Here is a 4,950-nt window from a genome sequence, read left to right as displayed (position 1 = left end):
AGCAGGTCCTTCAGAACCACATTGTCGAGCATAGCATCCGCCAGCAGGCGCTTGAGCTTCGCATTCTCGTCTTCGAGCTGCTTCAGCCGCTTGGCGTCGGACAGGTCCATCCCGCTATACTTGGCCTTCAGCTTGTAGAAGGTCGCGGGACTCAACCCGTGCTTTCGGCAGAGCTCGGAGGTCGGCAAACCAGCCTCCTGCTCTTTGATCATCCCGATGATTTGCGCCTCGGTGAAACGGCTTTTCCTCATGTCGTCTGCTCCTTCTCAGGTTGGGCAGACTCTACATCACAGCGAGGGAACTTCCGGGGGGCAGGTCATGGGCCATCAGTTCAGCCCCATGTCTTTTGCCAGGCTGCGCGCCGCCTCGCCCATGCTCAGGTAATGCAGATAGGCGTAAAGGCTGACCGGATCGCGGCCCTTGTCGCCGGTCGCAAAATCCGCCCAGACGCCGCAATCGACATTGATGCAGAAAGAGCCGCGGTGCCGGTCGGGCCGCGTCGGGTTCAACGCCACCCATTCCCGCCCGCAAAGCCGCCCATCGGGCAGCCAAAGCGCCAGAAGGGCAGGGTTCCGCCCTCACAATGGCGGGCGAAGCTTCTGGCGGACGCGCAGGCAGAGGCCGTGCAGCTGCTTGCTGTCGCGCAAGAGGGGGCGCGAGAAGCGGTCAGTGAGGCGCGGGATCTTGGGGGAAAGGTGATCCGGAAGTCGCGCAAACGGGCGATCAAGGAGGCGAGGCTCCGGAGAGAGGCAGCGGATCGTGACGTGAAGCGGCTGGAGCAGGGCAAAGTGGCGTTGACCGAAACGGTCGCGCATCTGCGCGACGAGGCCGATGCGGCCTGGGACGCGTGTCAACAGACTTGGGGAGAGGTGGCGGCGCTGCGGGACAGGGCTGCGGAGGTGACCGAAGAAATCCAGGGGACGACTGCGGAATTGCGGCTGGTGCGGTCGGAGATTGCGGAAGAGCGGGAACACCGGGAACGATTCCGGAAAGAGAAAGAGGAGGCGGAGAGGGCGCGAGACAAGGCCCGGGCCGAGGCGCTGGTGGCTGAGGGTGATTCCGTGAAGAAGACGGAAATGGCTCGGGAGTTGCGCGAAAAACTGAGGTTGGTTCAGGAACGGGCGTTGGAGGAAGAACGGGGCTGGGAGCTGAAACGGGAACGGGTGGGATCAGAACTGGCGTTGGAGGAAGAAAAACTGGGGTTGGTCCAGGCTCTTGTGGTGAAGGAAGAAAAAAATCTTGCAGTGGCCCGGCAGGAGGTCGGGGTCATCACCGACCGGATGACGGAAGCAAAAAATACGCTTTGGGCGGCCGTGAACGATCGGAAGGAAGAAGAAAAGCGATTGGCAGAGGCGCGGCACCAGGTGGAGGCGACCAAGGTCGTGGTTGCCGCAGTTGAAGAGGGGCTTGAGGCGGTGTGCTCTGGGGCTCTGACTTTCTCGCCGTCGGAGAACAGGGTGAGCTGGGGTGAAAACGCGCCTCAGGACGTCGAAGAGCGCAAGCAAGTGGGCGTGCGGCTGAAACCGGGTCTGGAGTTGATCAAGGGAATCGCGGCTATGGCCGCGGGGGTGGTGAAAAAACTTCTGGCGGTGGAGCGGGAGCGGCTGCGGGAGGATCTCGCGTTTGTTTCGGGGCTGCGGGCGCAATTGAACGAGGCGCAGGCGGAAAGACTGTCGGGAATCGAAAATCGGCATGGCTTTGACAAAGGCATCAGGTGAGGCTTGATCTTGATTGCAGTGCAATCATTCCTTACTTTTATACCCAAACCGGAGGGTCCGATGGCCAGCATTACGATCCGCAATCTCGATGATGATGTGAAGCGCCGCCTGCGGGTGCGTGCGGCCGAGCATGGCCGTTCCATGGAAGAAGAGGTGCGCGACATCCTGCGCCTGAGCGTCTCCGCGCCCGAGGCGCCGCGCAATCTGGGGCAGGCCATCCACGCCCGTTTCGCGGCATTGGGCGGCGTTGATCTGGAGCCGCCGTCGCGTGGCCCGATGCGCGACCTGCCGGATTTCGGCTGACCGATGATCCTGCTCGACACCAATGTGATCTCTGAACTGATGCGGGCGGAACCTGCGCCCGAGGTGCTCGCGTGGTTTGCAGCCCGCGATGCGGCGGATCTGTTCCTGACCGCGGTGACCGAGGCGGAATTGCGCACGGGCATCGCCATCCTGCCCGCCGGGCTGCGCCGTGATCGGCTTCAGGCCGCGCTCGATGCGATGATCGCCGAGGATTTCGCGGGCCGGGTGCTGCCCTTCGACAGCCCCGCCGCCCGCGCCTATGCGCGCATCGCCTCCACCCGCCGTGCGGCCGGACGCCCGATCGCCGAGGCCGATTGCCAGATCGCCGCCATCGCCACCGCCGTTGGCGCCATGGTGGCCACCCGCAACACCAAGGATTTCGAGGGCTGCGGCCCGACGATCATCAACCCGTGGGTCGTTGCGCAAGCGTGACCGAAAACGACGGGCTTGGGGGCGCGCCGCCTTCTCAGTGTGTGCCACACACTGCGAGAGGACGGGGCTTACCTTCAAAGGGTCGTTAAAAAGTGCGACTCGGTCCTGTTCTGCTGGCCGCTCTTCTTGACGCGCTTTTTCGAAGCGGCCAATCAACGGCGCCGCAGCGACAGGGCCCTCATGCGGGGCGCAGCGCAAGACGCAACGCCATCGTGGAGGGCGGTTTGCCGACCGCGAGTTTGCGGCACTGCAGGTGCAGAAAATCGGCGATAGCCGTCGTTCGTCGGCCGATAGGGAACGACGCGAAGTGCAATTTCTTGCCGCCTGCATCTGACGCCGCTATCAAGACTTAGGTCCAGATAGGAAGAAGAACTATGTCTCTCACGCCACGCGGAATGAGTATCCAAGAAGCTTATCGCCTCTATGTCGATGGAAAGCTCCAAGTTAACCGAAAATACCAACGAAAATTAGTGTGGAGCGAGCAGGAAAAACGACACCTGATCGATTCCCTTCAGAAAAACTTTCCTGTTCCTCTTTTTATGTTCGCTCGTGTTCGACCAGATGACGTAGCGCTTGAAGTCATCGACGGAATGCAGCGGCTAAATGCGATTTTCTCTTTCATGGAACATCAATTCATGGATGAGAGCGGAAAATGCTTTGATGTGCTCCAGAACCCCAGAACAAAGATTCAAAAAGATTCAGGAGGGTTTTCTGAATTTTCTACAGATGTTGAGCGCTGGGATGACAAACAATGCGCGTCATTTCTTGAGTATCAACTCGCTGTAACAATCGATACTGAGGGGAATTCTGAAAGAATCAATGAAGTATTCGGTCGAATCAATAGTGGCGGTCGCCGTCTAAGCCCTCAAGAGCAAAGGCAAGCTGGCTTGATTTCTGGGCTGTCTGAATTTGTTCGGCGGCTTGCGATGGAGTTGCGTGGCGACTCATCGCCCGACATTCTGCTTCTTAAGGAAATGCCAAGTGTAAGCTTCAATACTCCAAAGGAGCGGCAAGGGTATGGGGTCGATGCCTCCGACATATTTTGGTGCAAGCATGGAATTATACTCCCTGCGGATTTAGCGAAAGCCGAGGACGAGCAAGTGGTTAGCGACATCGCAATATCGATACTTAATGGATCCCCCTTAAATGCGAGTAGAGAAGTTTTTGATAACTATTTCGATGGCTCATCTGCTGACTTCGTTGATATAGAGCGAAAGCTTGCCGCATACGGAGCGCAACGACTACACTCTGAGATTATATCAGTGATTGGGAACATTCGAGCCACCTTTGAAACTGGAGACTTCCTGTCGATACGCTCGTGCGTGCAGGAAAAGCCCAAGAATACGGCGCGAACTGCATTTTATGCAATTTTCTTCGCCTATTACGAATTGATCATCAAAGAGGGCAAGATACCTGACAATTTCGAAAAAATACGCTCATCTCTAAATAACTCCCAGAAAGCTTTAACAATGCAGGCTCACTACACGACAACAGCCGACCGGGAAGCCAATATTGGAAAGATGATCGGGCTAATCCAAAAGCACTTCGTGAAGAATGATGTTGCGGCACTCGGCGGCGCACACTCTCTTGTGGTTGACATTGAGAACTCACTTAGACGTTCTAAATACGAGACATCACGCTACGAGTTCAAGATCGGATGCTGCGAGCTGTCGGAGCGACCAGTTTTAGACGAAGGCATGTTTAAAAAGTTGGCACGAACGGCAGCCGCAATTGCAAACACTTCTCCGGACGCAGATGGATATATATATCTCGGCGTTGCCGACAAAGAGTCCGCTGCAAATCGGGTTAATAAGATTTTTGGCTCAAATGTCTACAAGATTGGCGAAGTGTTCTTTGTTGGACTTAATCACGACTTGGCTTGTATGAAGGTCGATATGGAGCACTACGTTAAGAGGCTAATAAAGGAGATAAGCGCCACTCCTCTCGACAATACTCTAAAGACACAGCTAATTACTTCTCTTGAGCATGCAGAATACCGAGGCGCTCCATTCGTGCGTTTGCGTGTTCCGAAGCAGCCTCAACTGACGCTCTATGATGGCGAGTATCCAATTCGAAAGGACTCGAATACTGTCAATATGACTGCTGCAGAAGCGATGTCTCAATCCAAACTATTCTCCAAGCTGTAGGCAACTCGGGCGGCAGATGGTACCAGCGCGGCTGGGCGCTCTCAACTAACCCGCGACGCTTGCGATTTAGATAGCCGTTGCCTGTCGGAGTGCCGCCCTGAGCTCGCGGGGCGGCGCTCTAAATTGCGTAAGGCTGCCCGGTCCCTCGCTGCGGTCCGCTCGAGTGGCTGCTTCAGAGCTAGGCACTCAATGATGCGACCGACGGCTTAGGGCCGGCCGACAGAGAATCTGCCGACCGGCTGGCTTCATTGCGGCTGACCTGCCCCCCGGAAGTTCCCTCGCTGTGATGTAGAGTCTGCCCAACCTGAGAAGGAGCAGACGACATGAGGAAAAGCCGTTTCACCGAGGCG

6 protein-coding genes are annotated in these 4,950 nt (G+C 57.1%); 4 read left to right on the top strand and 2 right to left on the bottom strand.

From position 1 onward, the window contains the following. Together LY44_RS17485 and LY44_RS17480 are read right to left on the bottom strand one after the other, a co-directional pair. Positions 1-251: transposase (locus LY44_RS17485; RefSeq protein WP_146707282.1), on the bottom strand; the 251-nt coding region annotated here is incomplete at its 3' end. A gap of 75 nt (positions 252-326) precedes the next feature. Further along, positions 327-515, bottom strand: a complete 189-nt coding sequence (locus LY44_RS17480; protein WP_201778591.1) for a hypothetical protein — start codon at positions 513-515, stop codon at positions 327-329. 108 nt (positions 516-623) lie between these two features. On the opposite strand from LY44_RS17480, the gene LY44_RS17475 reads away from it, so the two are divergent. The 4 genes from LY44_RS17475 (at position 624) to LY44_RS17460 (ending at position 4,600) form a co-directional block, all read left to right on the top strand. Further along, positions 624-1,718 carry a coiled-coil domain-containing protein gene (locus tag LY44_RS17475; protein WP_055212089.1) on the top strand — a complete coding sequence of 365 codons (1,095 nt, stop codon included), beginning with the start codon at positions 624-626 and terminating at the stop codon, positions 1,716-1,718. A gap of 60 nt (positions 1,719-1,778) precedes the next feature. Next, positions 1,779-2,021: a FitA-like ribbon-helix-helix domain-containing protein gene (locus LY44_RS17470; RefSeq protein ID WP_055212091.1), complete on the top strand. Its 243-nt coding sequence runs from the start codon at positions 1,779-1,781 to the stop codon at positions 2,019-2,021. 3 nt (positions 2,022-2,024) lie between these two features. Next, positions 2,025-2,453, top strand: a complete 429-nt coding sequence (locus LY44_RS17465) for a type II toxin-antitoxin system VapC family toxin (RefSeq protein ID WP_055212093.1) — start codon at positions 2,025-2,027, stop codon at positions 2,451-2,453. A 395-nt stretch (positions 2,454-2,848) separates the two neighbouring features. Continuing rightward, on the top strand, positions 2,849-4,600 hold the full coding sequence (locus tag LY44_RS17460) for a GmrSD restriction endonuclease domain-containing protein (protein ID WP_160320051.1): 1,752 nt from the start codon (positions 2,849-2,851) through the stop codon (positions 4,598-4,600). The last annotated feature ends 350 nt before the right edge of the window (positions 4,601-4,950 follow it).

The organism is Rhodobacter capsulatus (assembly GCF_003254295.1).
GTDB classification, from domain to species: Bacteria; Pseudomonadota; Alphaproteobacteria; order Rhodobacterales; family Rhodobacteraceae; genus Rhodobacter; species Rhodobacter capsulatus.
This window is presented reverse-complemented; position numbering and strand designations above follow the sequence as displayed.